This is a genomic window from Neobacillus endophyticus, assembly GCF_013248975.1.
Classification (GTDB): domain Bacteria; phylum Bacillota; class Bacilli; order Bacillales; family Cytobacillaceae; genus Neobacillus; species Neobacillus endophyticus.
Map to the genome: position 1 here is coordinate 4,970,983 of NZ_JABRWH010000001.1, position 23,564 is coordinate 4,994,546.

Sequence of the window (23,564 nt, forward strand, 5' to 3'; positions counted from 1 at the left end):
TGCTTTTTCTTTAAAATTCAAATCTCATTCAGACGGTAAATATTGGAGTACTTATAATAAAGATAGTCAATTAAGTACTGGGCATTTAAACCCTCTCCCGTTACATCCTGAAGGATTTCTAGAGGCTTTTTTAGTTTTCCATACTGATGAATATTTTTGGTTAGCCATTCTTTGATTGGAAGCAAATTGCCTTCCGCCAATGATTGATCGAAATTTGGATGTTCCTCCATCATTTTATGCTTGAATTGAGCTGCATACATATACCCTAAAGCATAGGATGGAAAATATCCGAAACTTCCTCCGGCCCAATGAACATCCTGGAGTACGCCTGCTGCATCATTTTCTGGTCTGATTCCCAAATATTCCTCATACATATCATTCCAAATCGATGGCAGATCTTCCACATTTATTTGATCATTAAACAGACCTTTCTCGATTTCATAGCGAATCATGATATGGAGAGGGTATGTTAGTTCATCTGCTTCAATTCGAATAAAGGATGGTTTTGATTCATTAATCGCACGATAAAATTCTTCTAAATTTACATCGTCAAATTGTCCCTCCCCATATTCCTTCAACAGTGGATAATGATATTCCCAGAACGGTAGGCTGCGGCCTACTAGGTTTTCATAGAATAATGATTGGGACTCGTGTATCCCCATTGAAGTTCCAGTACAAAGCAATGTCCCAATTAAATCTTTCGATATATTTTGCTCATATAAGGCGTGCCCGCCTTCATGGATCGTTCCAAAAACCGCTGTACGGAAATCCTGTTCATTGTATCTTGTTGTTACTCTTACATCTCCAGGATTAAGACCAATGGCAAACGGATGAACTGTTTCATCCAGCCGGCCAGACTCAAAGTTGTATCCCATATTTGCAAGTACTTCTAAACTAAAATCCCTCTGTCTATCCTTTTTAAATGTGTGGAAAAGAAAATCTGATTTTGGTTTCTGAGATGCTTCCGTAATCCTTTTAACCAATGGGACTATCTGTTTTTTCAGTTCGCCAAAAACATGGTCCAAAATATCTATCGTAACACCAGGTTCATACAAATCCAATAATACGTTATACTTATTGCCCTCATAGCCCCAATATTCGATGAACTGTTTTGTCTTGTTAACGAGCTTTTCCAAATAGGGGCGAAACAATTGGAAGTCACCCTTTTCTTTCGCTACTTCCCAAATATTTTCTGCTTTTGATTGGAGAATAACGTATTCTTTATATTCTTCCGCGGGAATCCGCTTATTTCTTTCATATTCTTTTTTGCATTCTGCAAGAATTTTACTGGTTATTTCTGATAATTCAACATTCGATAAATTAGCTATGTATGCCGCCATTTCTTCGGAAGTGGTCATTTTAAAGACCTCTGAAGATAACATCCCGATTACCTCTGCACGCTGTTCAGTTCCCTGTTTTGGAGCACCTGTTCTTAAGTCCCAATATATTAAGTTCAGCGCTTCATTATATGCGGAAATTTTTTTTACATAATCTAGAAACTCCTTTTCTAATATCGAAGTTTTCATTTAATCCCCCCTAATAGTTTCCATTCAGAATTTTATCATATTTTTCTGACAAAAAGACATTAAATGAACAACGGATACCGAGTTCTGTTGTAAAATATAATAAGAAACCATTTGAAGTTTTGAGTAAGTCTTATCATCCATCAACCATTATTTAATTAATAGTATAGCGCCAAAAGAAGGAGGCTATCTTTTTGAAGGAATTGGTAAGTGTGTGTAATTGCTGCGGTAAAAACATCTATTGCTTAGATGGCTTTTTTAATGGAGTAATTACAGATCAAAAGGAAACCTATTGCTTTGAATGTTATGAAACGATTGAAACAGAAAAAAATCCGCAAAGCTAAACTTTGCGGATTTTTTCCTAATCGTCTAATGTTGAATCTTTCACTGGAAGTTATTCATTTTCTTTATGTGTTGGTTTTCGTAAATTGAACAGAGCCTTTAGACAGAATACTAATAAGGTAATAACACCGATTAAAAATATGGTGTCAGGAACTGCACGCCAAGTTAATAATTCCTTTACAGAGATGTAACATTACAATGACCTTAACAACTCCCGGTTGCCCGCTGCATACCAGTATAACAAGTGGTGTCCGCTATTGTGTAGAAGGAATAGAAGAAGTCAGTAAAGTAGAGGTCAATCTTGTTTGGGATCCTGCGTGGTCACCTGATAACATGACCGATGAAGGTCGGAGATTGTTAGGAAGATAATGTAAATAAGAGATGCACTCGTTTGTAGAGTGCTTCCCTTATTTTTATGAAATAACCGTCTCAATGACATCTGTAGGCAATACATCTTTCACTTTTTGAACAACCAGCGGCTCATCTGATTCATTTAAAAGAATATGAATCGCACCTTGATCACTTTCACTTCTTATAAGACGTCCTACCCCTTGACGGAGACGAAGCAACATGTAAGGAAGATCAATTTGGGTAAAAGGATCCGGCAGTCCGTCACGTTTAGCGATAAAGACTGGATCATTCGGGGGATATGGAAGTGAAAAAATCAACACACTTTCAAGTGATCTTCCAGGCACATCAAGACCTTCCCACAAATGAATGGAGCATAAAACCGAATGCTCTTCATTTTGAAATTTAGCTACGAGAGTGCTTATTTCCTCGTCACCTTCAAAATAAAGCGGAAATTCAAGATTATTTTTCAGTCTTTCTTTTATTTGCGCCATTTCCTGTTTATTATTCAACAGAACTAAGGCTCTGCCTTCTGATTGCCGTATCTTATCAATCAAATAATCGATTTTTTTATCAACATGATGGTTGTCCGCCGATGCAAGATAGATTTTCATATTCTCTTCATAATCAAATGGAGAGGCGACTGAAAAGGATAAATAATCTTGAATGCCAAGACTATCGGAAATATAATCGAATGATTGATCATTGGACAAGGTTGCTGATGAGAAAATATATGGTTTTTTATGAGAAAATACCTCTTCCTGCAATACTTCTCTGACCATTTTAGGCATGATGACAAGCGTTCGTTCTCCAGCCGTCTCCTCAAACCATGTAATCCCGTTTACCTCTTGTAAGAAAAGAGATAGTGAGTAAGTAATCTGATCCAAGTACTCTTCCACAATCCTTAAATCATACTCATTAATAACGAATAATTCACTTTCAAAAACCAATTCCTCTTCCAATTTCTGTAGAATATCAAGTAACTTTCGACAAGCTTTTAACACTAATGGATGTTTGGTAATCATTTGCTTTTCAGAACCAAGTGCCCTTGATGAGAATTGGGAAATTATATTAAAAAATGAATCATTTTCTGTTAAAGCAGTTTCTATTGTGTATAATGTTTTTTCACGGACGTCATTTTCCATTAACCGCGTCAACAATGCTTCTAATGTATAGTCAGTAAAGCGATAGCTCAATGCTTTTTGTGCAGCATATTCCAGTAAGTGCCCCTCATCAAAAACTACACATGAATGCTCCGGCAATAGTGGGAGCTGTCCCTCACGCTTTCTTGCCTCCTTCGTCCAAATATGTTCCATATAAAAATCATGTGAACATATAATCAGATCTTTCGCATGCCGATAATATTCCCTGTGCAGCGTGAGACCGCAACGATGGCGTTTTTCACAGGAAAAACAATCTTGGAGAGCGTCCCAATTGACCTGCTCCCATAGTTCATCTGACAACTGCGGAAAATCTTTGCGGTCACCATACTTTTCAAATTGCTGCATCGTCACAGAGCGATGAACAAATTCAGGTAATTTTTCATATACAGCCTCTGCCTCATCGATAAAATCATGGCTTCTAACCCGTTCCAGCTTCTTTAAACACAAGTATTGATCTTGTGACTTAGCCAGCCGAACATCAATATCGAGTCCAAGTACTCTCTCTAATTTGGCAATATCCCCTTCTTTTTTTACCAATTGCTCAATTAATGTTTCATCGGCACAAGCTATGATCGCCGGTCGGTTTGTATAGCGGGCATACATGATTGCATAAAGCAGATAACAAATTGTTTTACCTGTTCCCACTCCCGCTTCAGCAAACATGACTTTCTTTTCTTTAAAAGCTTTTTCCAGCTGAAAAGCCATATAAATCTGTTCATCCCGAAGTTCAAAGCCGGCTTCAGGAAGTATGTCATAAAACAAATCGCCAATCCATTCACTTAATTTATCATAAAAAGAATCGGTTTTTGCCACTTCAAACGGTATTCGGCTTTTCATTTTTATCAATTCCTCCAAAAAAAGAATAGCGTCGATTGACGCTAATCATGAATTGTCGTTTCTGTATTTAACTGATTATGCGGCCTCGGCGGCTTTTTGCCCCAATATTGGTAAAGATCGGTGCGAATAAATCCATTAAATAATTTTCGCTTCTTTGTAGCAGGTTTTCCATAAAATTTTTCAAAATCTTCATTAGAAGTCAAAATATAAATCGACCATGTATCAAGCTTGCTAAAGGCCTGACCCATTTCGTGGTACATGGCTTCAACTGCTTCCTTCTCCCCTAATCGTTCCCCGTATGGAGGATTTCCTATAATGACCCCATAGTCTTTCTTTACAGAAATATCTTTTACCTGCATTTGTTTAAACTGAATAATATCTGCAAAACCAGCTTCAAATGAATTTTCCTGGGCAATTTTGACCATTCGTTGATCAATATCCGATCCGGTAATATCTAATGGCTGATCATATTTTGCTAAATCCTCTGCTTCAAGTCTAGCATCATCCCAAACCTTGGCTGGAAGCCAACTCCATGCTTCTGAAACAAATTCTCTATTAAAGCCCGGTGCGATATTCTGTCCGATTAGCGCTGCTTCAATTGGAATTGTACCAGAACCGCAAAACGGATCAATAAATGGTTTATCAGGGTGCCAATTCGTGAGCATGACAAGGGCTGCAGCCATCGTTTCTTTTAAGGGTGCAGCTCCCTGAGCTGCCCGGTATCCACGTTTATGTAGGCCATTTCCCGTTGCATCAATCGTTAACGTGACAACATCTTTTAACAAAGCTACCTCAACTCGGTAAAGTGCCCCATTTTCTTCAAACCAGCTTTCCCGTTTATAATGCTTTTTCATTCTCTCCACGATTGCTTTTTTGACAATTGCTTGGCAATCGGAAACACTGAAAAGCTTGGATTTGACCGACTTCCCTGTCACAGGAAATTCCGCATCTTCCGGTAAAAAATGTTCCCAAGGAAGTGCTTTCGTTTTTTCAAATAATTCATCAAAGGTGAATGCCTTAAATTCACCTATTTTGATCTTTATACGGTCTGCTGTACGCAGCCACAAATTGCTTCTGGCAATGGCATATTCATCACCAGTATATGTTACTTTCCCATTGTCTACCTGGCAATCATAGCCGAGCGCACGAACTTCTTTCGCAACCAATGCTTCCAATCCCATAGCTGCAGTCGCAATTATTTGATATGTATTACCCATTTTTTCACCCTTTATTAATACCTTTATATGTAATGATCTATTCATATTGACTACTTCCATTATTAACAAAAACAATGGAACCAATTCAGTCATGAGTAACGCACATAAAAAGCCCTCCTTATGGAGAGCATTTTAAATTCCATATTTCATTTCCATTAATAACGTTCTATAAGCCATGTTCTGTACCAAGGTACTTCAAACGGCAAATCATGCCTCGTACCAAAGTGGTAATCATCTATCTACAGATTACATGAATCTGTCCTTCTCCTTGTTCATTTCCTCAGAGAAAGCGCCCCTACCATAATTTGGGTTTCTCGCTCGCGGGGTTTACCCGTTCCACCCTTTCCATTTCTAGAAAGGCTACGTCACTGTGGCACTTTTAAAGGTACTCATACCATATCTAAAAGACTTAGGTATTTTCCCAGCCGTCAGCTGAGATTCATCCCAACTGCCCTGGCTTATGATTTCGCCAGGCACGAACACTACGGGCATCTCAGCCCGTGCGAGCATGGACTTTCCTCTGCAATTTAGCTAAAAGCTAATTGCAGCGATTACCCGAACGTTATTAACAAGTACATTTCTTATTATATGTAATCATAACGTTTATTTCAATGGTTATAATTAGGAAATGAAGGTATTATGTGTTATTCGTAAAGTTTGTTGCCAAAAACATGCTTTTCCAGATTTGATAATCGTTTTAAGATATCAAAATTAGTTGTCCCAGCTGGCTGTGCAACTGGCTGTTGTCTTTTAGATGCTTCCTCCAGCTGTTTGCGCAGGCGCAGATTTTCTTGCTGCAAATCTTCAATTTCCTGGTGGAAAGTACCGTAATCTTTTATAACTAAATCTAGAAATTTATCTACTTCTTCTTGTTTATAACCACGTACACCAGTTTTAAATTCTTTTTCCAAAATGTCTTTAGCCGTTAATTTCACTTTATCTGACAGCATTCAAATCACCTCAAGTTAAGCCAATCATTACTTTTTATTTTTCCAAAAATATGACGTTTTGTCAATTTTCATGTTGCATAGAATAATGGCAGCTACAAATTCATTATATGGACAGACTAATAAAACATGCCTGAAAATGTATTAAAAATCTGTTTGTTTCTCAAGCTCTTCTTCAACAGTCAACTGTAAATCATAAAAAGTGATTAACCTGATCATGTATTCATGATTTTCCTGAAATTGATGAGCCAGCTCAAACAAATATTTAGGGCTTCCTTCCTTTTCTTGATCATACAACAATAGCAGACCATCGCTCTTTTCTAAAAAAAATTGATTCTTCAAGCGGAATTGCCATGGATTTTCATAGCCCTTTTTAGTAATTGAATCCACAAAATCAGCCTGAGAAAGAATCGATTCATACCATTCCCTGTTATTTTCATTCCAGGAATCCTCCTGGTTTAAAAATGGAGTAATAACCGCAAGCTTTAATTCGGGATACTTGAGCTGCAATTCAAAAACAACTTCTGCTGCCCAAAGCTCAACACCAATCTGACCACTGATTAATACCCATTCCAGGCCATCATCTATTAGTGATGACAATTCTTTTTTTAAAGCTGTTTTGATAAAAAATACGGATTCATGATCTTTTTTAAAAATCCCTAATTCAAATGGTTTGTAACCGGAAATAGTTAAAACTTTCATGTAGGTTGCACACCCTTGAAAAAATTTTATTAAAAACAGGACAAACATTTTGTTTACAAATGCATACCATATAGTAAAGAAAAAACAAGGGCATAATGCCCTTGCATTAATCATAATCCTAAGGTCTTGGACCCATAAATGGTCCGGGGGCAAATCCCGGTCCAGCGGCTCCATAACCTGGTCCTGGGACAAATCCCGGTGCAGCAGCTCCAAAACCTGGTCCGCCCATCCCATAACCACCAGTTACCGCATTTGGCAGCGCATTCGGCAATGCATTAGCGATCGGCATTGGGCTTGGTGCGCATGGGTTGCAGCAATTAATTTGCTGGTTGCAAACTTCCTCACAGCAGGAAGATGTATGAGGACAGTAGTGTTTATGTTGGTACAAATGATGGTTAATTGTTGTAGTATGAACTGGATGGATGTGCGGTACCACCGTTGCAGAAAAAGTGTGGTTCACAAAATTTGTTGTCGGATGAATGACCGGGGGCGTTACATTAGCTCCAAGAAACATTCAAAGCTCTCCTTTCCATTCATGTTATTGTTTACATTAACAGCCTATGTAGAAAGGAGTACTCTTGTACTAATGAAAATACCTATTTTTGAAAGAAAAGCATTTTCCCCCACATGTCAGGGTGCTTAGGTAATTTATAAAAAGAAGCTATCTTTTAAACTTGTAAAAAGAACAGCTGTCAATCCGACAACGACAAAAAATAAAACCATAATTGCCTTATACATATTACCAGCTCCATATTATTATTGTTACATTTTTTGCTTTACACAATTTTAAATTGTACCTTTTTATACGACAATTAACAATATGGATTTATTGGTTTCGACCCGTTAAAATGTTAAATTTTCGTTACATTTGACGAAGTTTAGCGAACCGTATTGTTCAATAGGTATTTTTGACGAATTTTGCGCTTACCCGGGAAATTTGACAAGTTTCCTTGAAAGGCGATCCCATCTTGTTTGCAGCTGATCATAAGTGATCCCTTTTAACATTTCCTGCTGATGACTACGTTTTAACATCTTCATTGCCTTTTCACAATACATAAGAGCCTGAGGGATATCCTTGAGACGATGTTCAAATATTTTTGCCAGTTCAACACATGCTTCTAACATCATTTTATTATCACTTGAATCAACAACATCAGTAAATAATTTCCTAGCCATTTCCCACTCATGGTTTTTTTTATGTTCAAACGCCAAAATAAGTTTTGCTTGATATGATGTGAAATCATTTCTATCTGTGAGTTTCATTAAAACCTTTTCTGCTTCAGCTTTTTCACCAATAGAAGCATACCAGCGCCCTACTTCATATATTTCTGATCTAGTTTGATTTCTATCAATACTGTTTAATTGAAATGTTAAATGAGTATAGAGTGTAACAAGCGACAAAATATCTATTTCATTATGTTTTAAAATCCCCAGCATCCCCTCTGGCTGATTACTTTCAATAAATTCAAAATAAATCATTGGAGCTAAAAATCCTGGGATATCATCTATTCTTTTAACGCCTAGTACTTCCTTCTCTACAATGGATAATTTTAAACGCTCCAGCTTATGTTTCCACAGCCTCCTGGCAGCGTGAAATAAATCAAAATGGCCGAATGCAGGAAGTTTTGGTACATGCTCTCTCACTAAGGTATGCCTTGTTTTGACTTGCGGCCAATCAAAAGATTTCCCATTATAGGTGACTAGCGTTTTATAATTAACATGGTTTAAAAAACTATGATATAAAGGAATTTCCGCACCTGGATGGGGAAGAATATGCTGTCTCACAGTTAACTGATTACCAGTAACACTGGCATAGCCTAGTAAAAAAATAGTATTTCCCGCACCACCGCCAAGCCCTGTCGTTTCTGTATCAAAGAAAAACAGCTCTTCCGCCTGATAACCTTTTGCCGATAGTGGATGGCTGCCCCCCTGTCTGTTCCATACTTCAATTGCCAAAAGAAAGTCTTGGAAGCTATAATGTCCATGCCTCATTGATAATGGGTATTTTACCTCTCTGAGTAAGCAGTAGTCCTCGTCAAGGTAATATGGGATTATATTTTCCTCTGCCCAACGTTCCTGAAATGGGATCTGAATGGGTATAGCCTTCGGGGTATCAACTTCTTTTTCGTTATGTCCGTCTAGCGATAAATGCGGTTTTAATCGGTTTAATTTATTTTTCAAGGACATTTTTACAACACATCCTTGTCACGGCTTAAAATCGGGAAATAAGCATCAAGTATTTTTAGTGCATCCTGTTTGGCAGTTTGACCAGATGCATCCATTCCTACACATGAAGGGCACCCCGCTTTACATTGACAGCGTAAAATCATATCCTTTGTTGCTGTAATGACCTCAGATATTCCATAATATATTTTTTCACTTAATCCAATTCCGCCTGGATAACGGTCATAGAAAAAGATTGTAGGCTTTTCATTATGGTCTGCCTTAACTTTCGGAATTACATGTAGATCCTGAGGGTCAGACATGACAAATAATGGGGCAATGTGGTTTAGGGCATGGGCGGCACCAACAAGCCCTTGTTCCATTCTCTCTTTGCTCCATTCCGCATAAAGTTCGTTCGTTGAAATCCACGCTGCATTTGTATGCAGCTCCTCTTCAGGAAGATGAATGGGTCCGGAACCAATGTTTTCGTGAGTTTCAAACCTAATTTTTTTAAAGATTGTGGCCATCGCCCTGACACTAACATCTCCATAACCAATTTCGGCTGTGCCAAGGTTCTGCTGTTTATCTTCTTCCAATACCTTTAATTGCACTGCTAAATTGGCGTCAGTATAATAATCTACTTCCACTTCGCGGACAAAAGCCTTTTTTTCATCCCAATCAAGCTTTTCAACCTGATATTGAGTTCCTTGATGCAAGTATATCGCTTCTTCATGAAGCAATGTCATTGCTGAAAAACGGTCCATTTCACCAATAACCTTAACATTTGCCACATTTGTCTGATCAATGATGACCACATTTTCCTGAGAAGCTGAGCGAAGGCTGATATTATGAGCAGGAAATGAGTCACTCATCCAATACCATTTATCTCCGTTCCGATAAAGGACTCTTTCCTCTGCCAAATACTCTAACAACTCCTCTATTGGCTCTTCCAGCGTGCCAAACTGCTCTCCCGCTTTAAAGGGAAGTTCATAGGCCGCACATTTCAAATGATCAATTAAAATAATTAGGTTATCAGGGTTTATTCGGGCGGTTTCCGGACTTTTATTGAAAAAGTATTCAGGGTTTTGAATGATATACTGATCCAGAGGACTAGAACTTGCTACCATAATGACTAAAGCTTCCCCATGTCGTCTCCCAGCCCGTCCGGCTTGTTGCCATGCACTTGAAATAGTTCCTGGGTAGCCAGTCATGATACAGACCTGCAGCTGTCCAATATCAACACCTAACTCTAATGCATTAGTACTGACAACCCCATAAATTTCTCCAGAACGCAAGCCTTTCTCAATTCTTCTACGCTCTGTCGGCAAATAGCCTCCACGATACCCCATGATAGACTTTGAGCCCAATTGATTTTTTACCAATTCCTGCAAATAAGTAAGAATAATTTCAACTCGCACTCTGCTTCTTGCAAAAACAATAGTTTGTATTTTGTTTCTTAGTAGTTCACCAGCAATTTTACGAACTTCGAGTGTAGCACTTTTTCTTATGTTCAATGGTTTATTCACAATTGGCGGATTATAAAAAACGAAATGCTTCCTTCCGCTGGGAGCTCCATTATTATTAATTAACTTCATGCTCTCATTCGTCAACATCTCTGCTAATTCCAACGGGTTGGCAATAGTGGCTGATGTACAGATAAAAACTGGATGACTGCCGTAATAGTGACAGATTCGTTTCAACCTGCGTATGACATTGGCAACGTGGCTTCCAAAAACTCCCCTGTAGGTATGGAGTTCATCAATGACAACATAATGTAGGTTTTCAAATAATGAAACCCATTTAGTGTGATGCGGCAAGATGGCCGAATGAAGCATATCTGGATTTGTAATCACAACATGCCCGGCTGTCCTGACACGCTGGCGTATATTTGCCGGTGTATCTCCGTCATAGGTATAGCTATTAATATCCACTCCTGCAGCTTGAATGATTTCATTTATTTCACTTTTTTGATCCTGTGCCAGAGCTTTTGTAGGAAACATATAAAGGGCACGGGCATTTGGATTGTTCAAAATGGTCTGTAGCACCGGAAGATTATAGCATAGAGTTTTCCCTGAGGCGGTAGGTGTCACTGCAACAATGCTTTTCCCTGCCATTATACTTTCATATGCCGATCTTTGATGGGTATATAGCTGTTCAATTCCTTTTTGATGTAATGCTTCTTTTAATTTACTATTTAAATGATCAGGAAGCGCGACTGTTTGCGGCGGTTTTTCCGGAATTGTATGCCATTCCGCAATATTTTTGTTAAATTCATCATTTATTCTTAATTCGTTAAGAATATCTTGAAGATTCTTTTTTAGCTTCATCGGTATCACCTCATTCCTTATATTTTATCGAATAAACGTTCGTTTTTAAAGCATAAAAATGAAATAGAAAATATTCCAAGAAAAAACTTTTACAAAATTAATTCTAATTTAAATGATAACGCAATGAGTCTAACTTTGTTACAATAAAGAAATAGTGAAACTGAATGGAAGGTGATTCCATGAAAATAGAGGAAATAAAAAAGATCTTAGCAACTTTTTCCCTTTTCCGTGAATTAAATGATTTAGAGCTTTCGAAAATCACCGAGATTTCGATTGTAAGGGAATGGAAAAAACAAAGTCATGTATTTCTACAAGGAGACCCCCTGGAAAATGTATATTTCATTAATAAAGGGAAAATAAAAATCTATAAAAGTGATGTTAATGGGAAGGAGCAAATTGTTGCCATCATGAAAAGCGGGGAAATGTTTCCTCATGTTGGTTTTTTTAGAAAGGGCAATTATCCTGCCTACGCTGAGGTGATGGAACCATCTACATTAATTGCAGTGCCGGTTTCAAAATTTGATCATGTTCTGATCGAAAATCCTGAGCTGTGCATTAAAGTTTTTAGAGTATTAGGTGAGAAAATCATTGATTTACAAAATCGGCTGGAAGAACAAATTTTAAATAATACATATGAACAAATAGTAAAGCTGTTGATTCGACTTGCCAAAGCTCATGGCAGCCCAAAAGGAGACGGCACCACCCTTTTAAAAGCCGAGTTCACAAATAAAGACCTTGCCAATATGATTGGTACTACAAGGGAAACCATCAGTCGTACACTGACAAAAATGAAAAAAGATGAATTAATTGAAGTAGATAATGAAGGTAACATGATCTTGGATGTTGATAAGCTAATGGAAGAGATCTATCTAATTTAAAAAGAACACCGCAGTTGGACTACGGTGTTCTCTTATTTTTATTTGGCTCAAAGCTGAAGCATTGCAGCCATGTCTTCCTTGGCGTTTCCAATTAATTTTAAGTTAAATGTATCTTGAAGAACATTTAATACACCTTCAGAAATAAACTCAGGCGCTTTTGGTCCAATTCTGATATCTTGAATTCCCAGACTGAAAAGGCCTAAAAGAATCGCGACAGCTTTTTGTTCAAACCAAGATAAAACAATGCTGACAGGAAGTTCATTTACTTCACATCCAAATGCATCCGCAAGCGCCATCGCAATTTTCACTGTCGAAACAGAGTTATTACATTGGCCCAAATCAATATAACGCGGAATATTTGTACCTGGTACCACTCCATAATCAACATCATTAAAGCGGAATTTCCCACAAGACGTTGTTAGGATAACCGTTTCAGGCGGGAGTGAAGTTGCCAATTCTCGATAATAATCTCCGCCATGTCCAGGGGCATCGCAGCCTGCGATAACAAAGAATCGCTTAATTTTTCCGGCTTTTACTGCATCAATTACTTCTGGAGCTAAACCAAGGACTGTTTGGTGGTGAAAACCAGTTAGCAAAGTGTCTTCTGAATCTATCGATGCCTCAGGAAGTTCAAGTGCTCTTTCAATTAATGGAGAAAAATCATCATTTACAATTTTTTGTACATTTTCAAGTCCTGCGACCTCATATGAGAACATTCTGTCTGCATAAGTCCCTTTAATCGGCATGACGCAATTTGTAGTGGCTAGTATAGCACCTGGGAATTTTTCAAAAAGGCGGCGTTGGTCATACCATGCTTTTCCAATATTCCCTTTTAAATGATCATATTTCTTTAATGCTGGATAGCCGTGGGCCGGCAGCATTTCAGAATGTGTATATATATTGATTCCCTTGCCCTCAGTTTGCTTTAACAGCTCCTCAAGTGCAAAAAGATTGTGTCCGGTTACAACAATACACTTACCTTCAATCTTATTTTGACTTACACGAATAGGCTCCGGAATCCCTAATCTCTCTGTATGTGCTTTATCTAAAACCTCCATAATACGGACAGCAGACTGGCCAACTTTCATAGCCATATCAATATGTTCTTGAACATTGAAATTTGAATTTGTTAATGTCATATAAAGCGCTTCATGAGTAACAGCATCAACAAAAGGATCTGTATAACCTAATTGATTAGCATGTGTACGATAAGCAGCAATACCTTTCAAACCAAAAATGATCGTATCTTGAAGACTGGCAATTGTTTCGTCTTTTCCACAAACACCGATCACCTTACATCCACCTGTTGGTGTTTGTTCGCATTGATAACAGAACATTTTAAAACCTCACTTTTTATTTAATCTTCTGTTTCAGAATACTAATGTCTACACATTATTAATGTGACTTACATCACGTTTTAAGCGTCTGTAATAAAATGTTCAAAAACTTGTTACAATTTTATTGCTGCACCTTCCACTATCAGTTCACATATGATAATGTGTGAATTTCTTGAAAGTGAGGGTATGAAAATGTCATCTAACCTGCCGAGTGATAAAAATAATTCAAAAAAACCTTTTCCTGATCATTTTGGCGACTTAATGAAAACGATGAATGATTTTTTTGCGGAAAAACCGATAAGGGGATTTCTCCAATCAATCGATGATTTTTTTAAAACCCCATTTCCCTTTGAGGGCGGCTTCCATTTAACCACTGATGAAATAGACAATGAATATATTGTTAGTGCAGAACTTCCTGGTGTAAAACGGGAGCAAATTCATTTAAATATGACAGGCCAATACTTAACGATATCAGTGGAAAATAAAGAGCTGGAAACATCTGAAAATGACAATAACCATATTTATCGCAGCAGGATTTTTCGCCAACAGGCTTCTAGGACCATTTCTCTTCCTTTTGCCATTAATGAAAAGAATATAAAGGCATCCTATCGTGATGGACTTTTGCAAATTCGTGTTCCAAGAGAAATAGGAAGAAATATAGAAATAGGTGATTAATCTGAATTTATGTATATATAAATAGACGGCCAATCTGGCCGTCTTTTTATGGTGCTGCTTTAAACATTCCACCAACACCTTTGACAAGTGATGATACTTGATTTACTGCATTCATCATTTGTCCGGCTGTATTCATCATTTTGTTAAAATCGATTGAACCGTCCTGTGATTTAAATGAATTCATGAAGGACTGCATTCCGCTCGGCTGTTTGACTAGTAAATTATTCTTAGGGTAAGGGTTCATCACCGAATTCCCATTATATGGTGTATACGGTTTATGAATCATATCCTCAGCTGGCTGCAAGGGGTTTTGAAACAGAAATTGTGAATCTTTTTGAGAAGGATATTGATTGTAATATGGATTTGTTTGTAAAGCCATTCCCTGCTGAACTGGTTGAACTGGTTGAACTGGTTGAGCATAGGGCAGAAAATTTTGCGGATAAAAATTGTTTTGCTGGTTATAAGGTACATTTTGCTGTGTTCCTACTGGATAGGGAAATGGCTGTTGCCGAGAATACAACGCTTGATTCAATTGGTGGTTAACTGGAAAATGGTGCATAATTTGCCCCGAGAATCCAGTGGTATCATAATAATTTGGTCTCATTTTACCAAACATGGGCAAACATCTCCTCCGCATTTATCACTATTACACGATATGTTGGGCACCATTGAATGGTGATTCGCAAAAGGAGAAATCAATGTCAAAATGACAAGAACTTTGTCTGAAGTTAAAATATTTTAAAAACTATTAATTCACTTTTTTCGTGTTACGATTAATTATAGTTAAAACAAATAATTCTTCATACATTCATAACTAGTAAAACGATGAAGGAGGTTTCAATATGGATATACGCGAATTGAAAAACAGATTTATCCAAAAACGGGATTATCAAACGGATGATGTTAATGCTCTTATGGATTTTGCAAGAAAATCTTATATTCATAACGAGATTAGTATTAAAGAATATCACCTTTTGATCCGGGAACTTGAAAACAAAGGAGCAGTATTTCCTGAAACCACTAAAGACACCACCCTCATCGAACAAACAAATTCGTGAAGAGATGCCCAAGAAGCATCTCATTTTTTTCTATTCCCCGAACTCTTCCTTATATAATCAAGCTCTTCCCGGCTTATTTCTGACGTTAAAAACCTAGTTCCAACTCCAATACTTTAGAGGCATCTGATAGGTTAAAATCTGCAATCATTCCACTGCTTTTAGGAATCGTCTGATCAATTTTATTCTCGAGAATCGATAATTTTTTTACAGAATCAAATATTTTATTTTGCTCCTCCTCGTTCATTCGGATCCGGAGGTCTGAGAAAGATTTTTCAAGTACCAAGTCCAATTCTTCCAATTGATCAAAAATATTTGTCAGTGCCAAAAGCAGCCTTTCCTTTTCAGTTGATGATTGATACATTTAAAACCCCTCCTCACGTATTGTTATGTATTTAATTCTCTTTACTTCTATTGCCTCCTTCCTTCTAGACAAAACTAGAAGCGATTCGGCAAAGAAAGTGTTGAACTGATATTTTCTCGCGTTTTATTCGACATCTACAAATCGTATGAAAATTGGAAAACAACACAATCTAATATTGGAGGTGTTCATATGGCTAAAAACAACCAGCAAACAAAAAAACCAGCTGTTCAGTCAACATCTGAAAAAAGAGCCGGTTATGGTGATAAAAAACTTGAGGGGCCAAACCGCCCGGCCGAATAACGAAAGAAAAAGCAAGGAGATTTCCTTGCTTTCAGACTGTCGACAAATCCGAAGGATTTCGGGTTTAAAATCGACAGTCTTTTTTGTTTGGCCATATTAAACTTGTCTGTTGATTTCCGTTCCAGGCGGCTTCGCTTTCCGCGGGCGGTTCGGGGAGCCTCCTCTGCGCTTTCAGCGCCTGCGGGGTCTCCCCTGTCCCGTACTCCCGCAGGAGTCTTCGCCGCCTTCCACTCCAATCAACAGAGTGTAAAAATCAATAATGTACATTAACACAGCCTTTTGTATAATTTATTTACAGAGAATTAATAGAGGTGGATGGAATGCTTTCGAAAAATACACAGATAAATCGTGACCAAATTGAAATGATTGCCTTAGATCAACTTGTACCTGCTGATCACTTGGTTCGCAAAATAGAAGCCGCAGTAGATTTTTCATTTATCTATTCATTGGTTGAAGATTTGTACTCAACTAAGCGCGGACGTTCAAGTATTGACCCTGTTGTATTAATTAAGATGGCTTTCATTCAATATACCTTCGGTATCCGTTCGATGCGTCAAACGATAAAGGAAATTGAAACAAATATGGCGTATCGCTGGTTTTTAGGATTTGGTTTTTATGATAAAGTACCCCACTTTTCAACTTTTGGTAAAAACTACGAACGTCGTTTTAAGGATACAGACTTATTTGAACAAATTTTCTACCGTATTTTAAAAGAGGCAGCAGATAAAAAGTTAGTTAGTTCGGAACATGTATTCATTGATTCAACTCACGTTAAAGCAAGTGCAAATAAACGCAAATTCGAAAAGAAAGTAGTTCGGAAAGAATCAAAAGCTTATGAAGCACGTCTTCAAGCAGAAATTAATAGTGATCGTGAAGAACATGGGAAAAAGCCCATCCCACCAGATAAATATGAAAAAGAAGAAAACAAAGAAATAAAAGAAAGTACAACAGATTCGGAGAGTGGTTACTATGTAAAAGACGAAAGGACAAAGCAATTTGCTTATTCATTTCATGCAGCCGCAGATAGAAATGGTTTTGTCCTGGGGACTATTGTAACTCCAGGTAACGTTCATGATAGTACAATGTTAGAGCCTCTAGTTGAAAAGGTCATTGAAAAATGTGGGAAACCTAATGCTGTAGCTGCTGATGCCGGATATAAAACACCTGCTATTGCTCAATATTTAATTGAAAATGAAATTCGCCCTGCTTTACCCTATACACGACCACGTACAAAGGAGGGATATTTGAAAAAGCACGATTATGTCTATGATGAGCACTTTGATTGTTACATATGTCCGGAAGGACAAGTTCTGGATTATAGAACGACTACTAAGGAAGGTTATCGACAGTACATCTCTAATCCTGTTATATGTAAGGATTGCCCACTTCTAGCACAATGTACACAAAGTCAAAATCATCAAAAGCTCATTCAACGACATATCTGGGAACCATATCTTGAAGAGGCTGAACATCTTCGTCATACAGAAGAGAATAAAATAATATATGCACGTCGTAAAGAAACAATTGAACGTGTATTCGCGGATGCGAAAGAAAAGCATGGTATGCGATGGACAACCTTAAGAGGTCTTAAAAAATTGTCCATGCAGGCGATGCTTACTTTTGCTGCTATGAATTTAAAGAAGTTGGCTACATGGACTTGGAAAAGTCCAGAAATGGCATAAAAATAGACCCCGCCGGGGTCTACCTTAAGAAAAATCAAACAGAAAAATCCCAATTTTAGAAAAGGGCGCCAGAATCGGAACTTTTGAAATGCCTTTTGTCTACAATCTGAAAGCAAGGAGATTTCCTTGCTTTTTCTTTACTCCCACTCCTTCATTTTTAACACTTTTTTTATTGCCAATAATAATTCCAGCTGATTCGTTTTAGCAAAATACCAATCCGTTAAATGAAAGGAATGTCGATGTCGAGATGGAAAGTACAGCCAAACTGGGGATATAGAACGCTTTCTGCTCCAATCCTCCCTTTTTTGCAGCTCATGTTGGATAATAGGAAAAGTCGTTCGCAGCATGGGCGTTTTTCTTAAACTCTTGACCTTGAAATATTGTTCATAATCCATTCTTGAACCAGTATGGGGGGTTTTGTCAGCAAATTCAAAAAAGCTTGGAAAAAGCCGGGGATGGAATAGAATATCTGCCAGCCGTTTTCCTAATTGAATCCGCTGTGAAAGTGATTTAAAACCGTTTGTGCACGCCCCATACAGCTCTCCGCCGCAGGTCGGAAAAAGTACATAACTAAAATGAAGCAGATCTTGAAATGAAAAGATAAGGTTATGAAAAACTTTTTGCTTATAGATAGGATGTTCAATGACAGGAGATTGAATGACGTTTTGTTCATTAATAATCAAGGCCCTTGTCAGCCGACTCCTATCCTTATCATTCCAGTATCTGTACCATTCCCGCTCAATAAATGAGGAGACATTAAAATAAGGCAGTAAATGAAATAATGGCTGATTTTTTTCCAATGAATATTGATAGAGAAGTAACTGAGGATATGCATCATGAAAAATGAGCCAATTGGCCCTCTCATATGTTAAAAAGAGTTGTTTTCGCAATTGAGGAGCGATAAGTTTTGGAAATATGTTCCCTTCCAGATCGCACATATTCCATCCGCCATTGCGCGACACCATACTGGCAAGGAAAGACCAAATAATGTCGGGATTCTTTTTAAAAAAAGCAAAATAAGCGTTCGTTCTTGAAATATTATCAATATTTTTCTTTTCTGTTTCCATTTGGATTTGACGGATGATGGTAATTTCATGTATTGTAAGATGATTCATAGCTATTCCTTAATGAATTTTTAATAGAATATCGTCTTGAACCTTAACGAAAAATGAATCATGATTATGATATGGGTATTAGAATTATTTTTAGATTTCCCTAAACTGAAATATTTATTCAACCCAATTTTACAAAGATTTGGTATGATAAGGTATGGTTTAAAGAGGTGCTTATCATGACTGTAAATTATCCAAATGGAAAGAAATTTATTCGAAAAGAGACTGAATCAAAAAAAACGTTAATCACTCAAAAGAATGGCTCATACAGTAATCGGGGTATGACACTTGAAGAAGATTTAAATGAGACGAATCATTTTTATCTCGAACGAGGAATAGCAGTAGTACACAAAAAACCAACACCGATTCAAATTGTTCAGGTTGATTATCCAAAACGCAGTGCGGCTGTTATTAAAGAAGCTTATTTCAAAGTTGCTTCCACTACAGATTATAATGGGGTATATAAAGGAAAGTATATCGATTTCGAAGCAAAGGAAACGCAAAATCCTACTGCTTTTCCCTTGAAAAACTTCCACCAACACCAAATCACCCATATGCAGGAAGTAATGAAACAAGGAGGTATGTGCTTTGTCATACTTCGGTTTACATGTCAAGATGAAGTATATTTGCTTGAAGCACAACCTTTGTTAGCTTTTTGGCAAAGAATGATGAATGGCGGAAGAAAGTCCATTACAAAAAACGAAATTGAACAATCCGGTCATTTCATCCCGCTTGGATTTCAGCCAAGAATTGATTATATTAAAATATTAGAAACACTGTTTTAGAAAATTATAATTGATCAATACTTGATAGTAACACCGATAAGCCATCTTAGAGGTTAGAAAGGAAGGAATTATAGAATGGCAGACCAATATCAATCAAGAGAGGAGCGCAAGAAAAATCTTCAAACATCCGGAAATCCCAAAAAAGTGAAAAAAAAATCCGGCGGAGTCTTTAAGAAGATTTTTCTAACACTTGTTGCTCTTGGAATCGTTGGTATTCTTGGAGGGGTGGGTGCATTCGCCTATATGGTAAAGGATGCTCCAAAACTGGATCCCAAATTATTAAAGGATCCCATCCCATCGAAAATTTTAGATAAAAATGGAAACACCGTTACCGAGATTGGACCTGTTAATCGGGAATATGTGAATTATAACGAAATCCCTAAACAAGTAGAAAATGCCGTTTTAGCTACAGAAGACTATCGCTTCTACCAGCACCATGGAATTGACTGGGTCCGTCTTGGCGGAGCCGTTTTGGCGAATTTCCAGCATGGTTTTGGCTCAGAAGGCGGAAGTACAATTACACAGCAGGTAGTCAAGAACGCCTTTTTAACACAGCAAAAAACATTATCTCGTAAAGTTCAGGAAGCATGGCTTGCCTATCAATTAGAACAAAAATATACAAAACACCAAATTTTCGAAATGTATGTGAATAAGGTTTATGTTTCTGAAAATAGTTACGGTCTTGCTACCGCAGCCAAAATTTATTACGGAAAATCTTTAGCGAAATTAGATTTGTCAGAAGCAGCTCAATTGGCAGGCATGCCGCAAAGTCCGAATAACTACAATCCGTTTACACATCCAGACTTAGCGGAGAAAAGACGCAACATTGTATTATCATTGATGTACCAGCATGGTTTTATTACAAAACAACAAATGGATGATGCTGAAAAAAATCATGTGAAAGACGATGTCTTAAAACAAGCGCAGCGTACAGTTAATGAAAAACCATATGATTCCTTTATTGATGAAGTCATCAATGAAGTAAAGGATAAGACAGATTTCGATATAAACACAGATGGTTTAACTATTTATACAACATTGGATAAAAATGCACAGGAATATGTCTATAAACTTCTTAACACTAATGAAATTATTGATTACCCTGATAACAAATTCCAGGCAGGGATTACCCTTCTCGATACGAAAACAGGGGAAATTCGCGCGATTGGTGGCGGCAGAAACCAACAAGTCAAATACGGATTTAACTATGCTATCGATGCTCAAAGACAGCCTGGTTCTACTATTAAACCAATTCTTGATTATGGTCCGGCCATTGAAAATTTAAACTGGGGAACTTACCATGAAATCGATGATAAACCTGTAACTTATTCCACAGGAAAACAATTTGGCAACTGGGATCAAAGATATATGGGGCCAATGACGATGCGCACAGCATTACAGTTGTCACGGAATTCACCGGCTGTTCAAACATTGCAGCAGGTTGGTCTTGATAAAGCGAAGCAATTTGCCAATAATCTAGGAATTCCTTTAAAGGAAATTTATGAATCATATGCTATTGGCGGTCTTAAAACAGGTGTATCGACTTTAGAAATGGCTGGAGCATACAGTGCCTTTGGCAATAGCGGTATTTACATCGCACCGCATGCCGTAACGAAAGTCCAACTGCGTGACGGAACCATCATTGATTTAACGCCGCAGCCTAAGGTCGTCATGAAGGATTCAACGGCCTTTATGATCACGGATATGTTAAAGAGTGTACTTGTCTCTCCAGGTACTGGTGTAAGAGCAAGTGTCCCTGGGCTTCCAATTGCCGGTAAAACAGGAACAACCAACTATACACCTGAAGAACTAAGTCAGTATAATATTCCTAGCAGTACTTACGTTCCAGATGCATGGTTTACAGGTTATACCACGAATTTTACGGCATCGATTTGGACCGGATATCCTGACCGGAAAACACCAATTTCAGCAGGCAGTAACCAGCGGATTGCACAATTAATATTTAAGAATTTAATGGCTTATGTTTCAGATGGGATAAATACACCTGATTTCAAAATGCCAAATAGCGTCGAACCGGTAAGGATTGAAAAAGGCACAATGCCACCGGAACTTGCTAGTGATAATACTCCAGACAGTGATGTTTTAACAGAATATGCAGTTAAAGGATATGCACCTACATCAGTTTCTGATAAATACAGTAAAATGGATGCTCCTTCGAATCTTACTGCAAAATATGATGATACGAAAAAACAAATTATGCTGACGTGGAATTACAACAGCACATCGAATTCAAACGTTCAATTTGATGTCTCGATCGATAATGGTACCGGGGCAAAACATGTTACACAGACTACGAACAGCTTAACCATACCAGCTAATCCAGGAGATAAATACACCTTCACGATTGTAGCGATTAGCGGAGACAAAAAGAGTGACCCTGCTTCAACGTCGATTGAAGTTCCAAAAACGGCTGCAGGCACAGGAAATACAACTGGTACTACACCAGGAAATAAACCCCCTGGAAATACGAATGGTACAGGTACTGGAAATGGTACTAACACTGGCACAGGTACAGGAAATGGTTCTGGAAATGGTTCTGGACCGAGTACCGGCACCGGTTCAGGCACTGGGACCGGAACAAACGGCAATAATGGTTCCAATCCAGGTGGAAGCAATGGTGGTACGGGTGGCACATCTACCCCACCTACTACAGAACAAGGTACTCAATCTGGGAGCAGCCCAGGCTCAACCAATCATTAAAATAAAAAAATCGTCCAGAAATTTATCTGGACGATTTTTTTATTAGCTTCTTTGTATACAGTTTCTCCTGTTCCACCATGAGTTCTGAAAGCTGGCGGTATGAATGAAATAAATGGGGTCTTGCGGCAATAAAACCCATTCTTTCTTCTACATTAACCGGTTTAAACCGAAGCTGATCAAAGGGAATGAATGATTCTGGGATATAAGGTATATCGTTTGTTAATAGCAAAAGTTGCTTAAATAAATCAATTCCTTTTTCCATATAGGATGTGGTGTGATCTTGCTTTCGTTCACGAAATAAATTCTCTAAGATTTCTCTAATCATTCTCCAATCTTCCAGTATATCCGCGGCCTGAACAGATAAATAATCCATTTATTCGCTGATCCCTTTCATTCTTTTTTTCCCTTCACGACACAGCTCCAAAAGTGGACATGACGGACATTGGGGGTTTTGTGCCTTGCAATGGTACCGGCCGAAAAAAATTAAACGGTGATGTGTCACAGACCATTCATCTTTTGGGACCTTTTTCATCAATGTCTTCTCCACTTCCAACACTGTATCTTTCCAACGGCATATTCCCAAACGTTTGCTTACCCTTTCGACATGGGTGTCCACTGCTATTGCAGGTATATCAAACGCCACTGAGACGACCACATTTGCTGTTTTGCGGCCAACACCCGGAAGCTTTGTCAATTCATCTCTATCCTTTGGAATCTCACCATCGTACTCATCCAAAAGTATCTTACATAGGCTTTGGATGTTTTTTGCTTTATTTCTGTACAAACCGATGGAACGGATGTCATTTTGTAATTCTTCCAGGGATACATTCAAATAGTCTTGCGGTGTTTTATATTTATTAAAAAGCTCCTTTGTGACTTTATTAACTAATGCATCCGTACATTGTGCTGAAAGGGAAACAGCAATAATTAGCTCAAAAGGATTGGAATGATATAATTCGCAATGGGCATCCGGAAACATATCACCGATTGTATCTAAACAATATCGAATTTGGGTATTATTCAACAATTGCAAGTCCTCCTTAGAATGTTAAACTTATTTGTTATTTCGTTTTAAACAAAAAGTCG

At 37.8% G+C, this 23,564-nt stretch carries 22 protein-coding genes and 1 other RNA gene; 8 read left to right on the forward strand and 15 right to left on the reverse strand.

Translation table 11 applies throughout. The annotated features are described in order from the left end of the window. Positions 1-17: 17 nt before the first annotated feature. A complete protein-coding gene (locus tag HPT25_RS24675; RefSeq protein WP_173070246.1) occupies positions 18-1,526 on the reverse strand; it encodes a carboxypeptidase M32 in 1,509 nt (502 codons plus the stop codon). Positions 1,527-1,717: 191 nt separating this feature from the next. Here HPT25_RS24675 and HPT25_RS24680 point away from each other — a divergent pair, with 191 nt between their 5' ends. Together HPT25_RS24680 and HPT25_RS24685 are read left to right on the forward strand one after the other, a co-directional pair. Further along, the gene (locus HPT25_RS24680; protein WP_173070248.1) at positions 1,718-1,867 is read left to right on the forward strand and encodes a hypothetical protein; all 150 of its coding nucleotides are present in this window, start codon (positions 1,718-1,720) and stop codon (positions 1,865-1,867) included. A 196-nt stretch (positions 1,868-2,063) separates the two neighbouring features. Next, positions 2,064-2,234: a metal-sulfur cluster assembly factor gene (locus tag HPT25_RS24685; protein WP_173070250.1), complete on the forward strand. Its 171-nt coding sequence runs from the start codon at positions 2,064-2,066 to the stop codon at positions 2,232-2,234. 44 nt (positions 2,235-2,278) lie between these two features. Here HPT25_RS24685 and HPT25_RS24690 read toward each other — a convergent pair whose 3' ends face one another. The 8 genes from HPT25_RS24690 to HPT25_RS24725 form a co-directional block, all read right to left on the reverse strand. Next, positions 2,279-4,213, reverse strand: coding sequence for an ATP-dependent DNA helicase (locus HPT25_RS24690; protein WP_173070252.1), 1,935 nt, complete (start codon positions 4,211-4,213; stop codon positions 2,279-2,281). Positions 4,214-4,254: 41 nt separating this feature from the next. Then, positions 4,255-5,430: a THUMP domain-containing class I SAM-dependent RNA methyltransferase gene (locus tag HPT25_RS24695; RefSeq protein ID WP_173071457.1), complete on the reverse strand. Its 1,176-nt coding sequence runs from the start codon at positions 5,428-5,430 to the stop codon at positions 4,255-4,257. 164 nt (positions 5,431-5,594) lie between these two features. Next, an RNA gene (gene rnpB, locus HPT25_RS24700) (RNase P RNA component class B) lies at positions 5,595-5,993 on the reverse strand. Between the two features lie 81 nt (positions 5,994-6,074). Next, positions 6,075-6,380: a cell division regulator GpsB gene (gpsB, locus tag HPT25_RS24705; RefSeq protein ID WP_173070254.1), complete on the reverse strand. Its 306-nt coding sequence runs from the start codon at positions 6,378-6,380 to the stop codon at positions 6,075-6,077. Between the two features lie 141 nt (positions 6,381-6,521). Then, on the reverse strand, positions 6,522-7,079 hold the full coding sequence (locus HPT25_RS24710; RefSeq protein ID WP_173070256.1) for an SLOG family protein: 558 nt from the start codon (positions 7,077-7,079) through the stop codon (positions 6,522-6,524). 118 nt (positions 7,080-7,197) lie between these two features. Next, positions 7,198-7,593, reverse strand: a complete 396-nt coding sequence (locus HPT25_RS24715; protein WP_173070257.1) for a CotD family spore coat protein — start codon at positions 7,591-7,593, stop codon at positions 7,198-7,200. 410 nt (positions 7,594-8,003) lie between these two features. Next, positions 8,004-9,266: a ribonuclease H-like domain-containing protein gene (locus HPT25_RS24720; protein WP_173070259.1), complete on the reverse strand. Its 1,263-nt coding sequence runs from the start codon at positions 9,264-9,266 to the stop codon at positions 8,004-8,006. Positions 9,267-9,268: 2 nt separating this feature from the next. Further along, positions 9,269-11,569 (reverse strand): DEAD/DEAH box helicase, encoded by a 2,301-nt coding sequence (locus HPT25_RS24725; RefSeq protein WP_173070261.1) that lies wholly within the window; start codon positions 11,567-11,569, stop codon positions 9,269-9,271. 179 nt (positions 11,570-11,748) lie between these two features. Here HPT25_RS24725 and HPT25_RS24730 point away from each other — a divergent pair, with 179 nt between their 5' ends. Further along, entirely contained in the window at positions 11,749-12,447 is a 699-nt protein-coding gene (locus tag HPT25_RS24730; protein WP_173070263.1) for a Crp/Fnr family transcriptional regulator, read from the forward strand. A 47-nt stretch (positions 12,448-12,494) separates the two neighbouring features. On the opposite strand, the gene hcp is transcribed toward HPT25_RS24730, so the two are convergent. After that, a complete protein-coding gene (gene hcp / locus HPT25_RS24735) occupies positions 12,495-13,784 on the reverse strand; it encodes a hydroxylamine reductase (protein WP_173070265.1) in 1,290 nt (429 codons plus the stop codon). 192 nt (positions 13,785-13,976) lie between these two features. Between hcp and HPT25_RS24740 the strand changes: the two genes are divergently transcribed. Then, positions 13,977-14,459 carry an Hsp20/alpha crystallin family protein gene (locus HPT25_RS24740; protein ID WP_173070267.1) on the forward strand — a complete coding sequence of 161 codons (483 nt, stop codon included), beginning with the start codon at positions 13,977-13,979 and terminating at the stop codon, positions 14,457-14,459. A 46-nt stretch (positions 14,460-14,505) separates the two neighbouring features. Here the strand turns inward: HPT25_RS24740 and HPT25_RS24745 are convergent, their stop codons facing one another. Further along, on the reverse strand, positions 14,506-15,075 hold the full coding sequence (locus HPT25_RS24745) for a YppG family protein (protein WP_246277278.1): 570 nt from the start codon (positions 15,073-15,075) through the stop codon (positions 14,506-14,508). 226 nt (positions 15,076-15,301) lie between these two features. Here HPT25_RS24745 and yppF point away from each other — a divergent pair, with 226 nt between their 5' ends. After that, on the forward strand, positions 15,302-15,517 hold the full coding sequence (yppF, locus tag HPT25_RS24750; protein ID WP_173070269.1) for a YppF family protein: 216 nt from the start codon (positions 15,302-15,304) through the stop codon (positions 15,515-15,517). Positions 15,518-15,602: 85 nt separating this feature from the next. Here the strand turns inward: yppF and HPT25_RS24755 are convergent, their stop codons facing one another. Next, positions 15,603-15,878, reverse strand: a complete 276-nt coding sequence (locus HPT25_RS24755; protein WP_173070271.1) for a hypothetical protein — start codon at positions 15,876-15,878, stop codon at positions 15,603-15,605. 620 nt (positions 15,879-16,498) lie between these two features. Between HPT25_RS24755 and HPT25_RS24760 the strand changes: the two genes are divergently transcribed. After that, positions 16,499-17,860, forward strand: coding sequence for an IS1182 family transposase (locus HPT25_RS24760; protein ID WP_173058723.1), 1,362 nt, complete (start codon positions 16,499-16,501; stop codon positions 17,858-17,860). A gap of 137 nt (positions 17,861-17,997) precedes the next feature. On the opposite strand, the gene HPT25_RS24765 is transcribed toward HPT25_RS24760, so the two are convergent. Next, positions 17,998-18,975, reverse strand: coding sequence for a DUF2515 domain-containing protein (locus HPT25_RS24765; RefSeq protein WP_173070273.1), 978 nt, complete (start codon positions 18,973-18,975; stop codon positions 17,998-18,000). Between the two features lie 176 nt (positions 18,976-19,151). Here HPT25_RS24765 and recU point away from each other — a divergent pair, with 176 nt between their 5' ends. Both recU and HPT25_RS24775 read left to right on the forward strand, forming a co-directional pair. Continuing rightward, positions 19,152-19,757: a Holliday junction resolvase RecU gene (gene recU, locus HPT25_RS24770; protein WP_173070275.1), complete on the forward strand. Its 606-nt coding sequence runs from the start codon at positions 19,152-19,154 to the stop codon at positions 19,755-19,757. A gap of 75 nt (positions 19,758-19,832) precedes the next feature. Beyond that, positions 19,833-22,478, forward strand: a complete 2,646-nt coding sequence (locus HPT25_RS24775; protein WP_173070277.1) for a penicillin-binding protein 1A — start codon at positions 19,833-19,835, stop codon at positions 22,476-22,478. A gap of 22 nt (positions 22,479-22,500) precedes the next feature. Here the strand turns inward: HPT25_RS24775 and HPT25_RS24780 are convergent, their stop codons facing one another. Together HPT25_RS24780 and nth are read right to left on the reverse strand one after the other, a co-directional pair. Beyond that, positions 22,501-22,851: a YpoC family protein gene (locus tag HPT25_RS24780; RefSeq protein WP_217269825.1), complete on the reverse strand. Its 351-nt coding sequence runs from the start codon at positions 22,849-22,851 to the stop codon at positions 22,501-22,503. Further along, positions 22,852-23,505 carry an endonuclease III gene (nth, locus tag HPT25_RS24785; RefSeq protein WP_173070281.1) on the reverse strand — a complete coding sequence of 218 codons (654 nt, stop codon included), beginning with the start codon at positions 23,503-23,505 and terminating at the stop codon, positions 22,852-22,854. Positions 23,506-23,564: the final 59 nt, after the last annotated feature.